Source organism: Pseudomonas sp. 37 R 15, from assembly GCF_900004865.1.
GTDB lineage: Bacteria > Pseudomonadota > Gammaproteobacteria > Pseudomonadales > Pseudomonadaceae > Aquipseudomonas > Aquipseudomonas fluorescens_AM.
In genome coordinates this window covers 1-202 of record NZ_CVTV01000006.1, presented here as the reverse complement: position 1 = coordinate 202, position 202 = coordinate 1, and the positions used below count along the sequence as shown (strand labels likewise).

The window sequence follows — 202 nt, the reverse complement described above, 5'->3', positions numbered from 1 at the left end:
GCGCGGGTCAGGCGCTGGAGCGGGTCGTAGCGGTAACGGTGTTCGCCTTTGCGGGTGTCGAGCAGGCGGGTGAGGTTGCCGGCTTTGTCGTAGTCGTATTGGCGTTGATAGAGGTGGTTTTGCTGTTGGGTGACGGCGTGGGCGTGCAGGCGGTTTTGGTCGTCGTAGTGGTAGTGGCTGAGCAGTTGGCCTTGTTGGCGTT

General features: G+C 61.9%; 1 protein-coding gene. It reads right to left on the bottom strand.

Translation table 11 applies throughout. From position 1 onward, the window contains the following. The coding region (locus tag BFQ04_RS00465) for a hypothetical protein (RefSeq protein WP_139111876.1) at nucleotides 1-202 on the bottom strand (202 nt) is incomplete at both ends.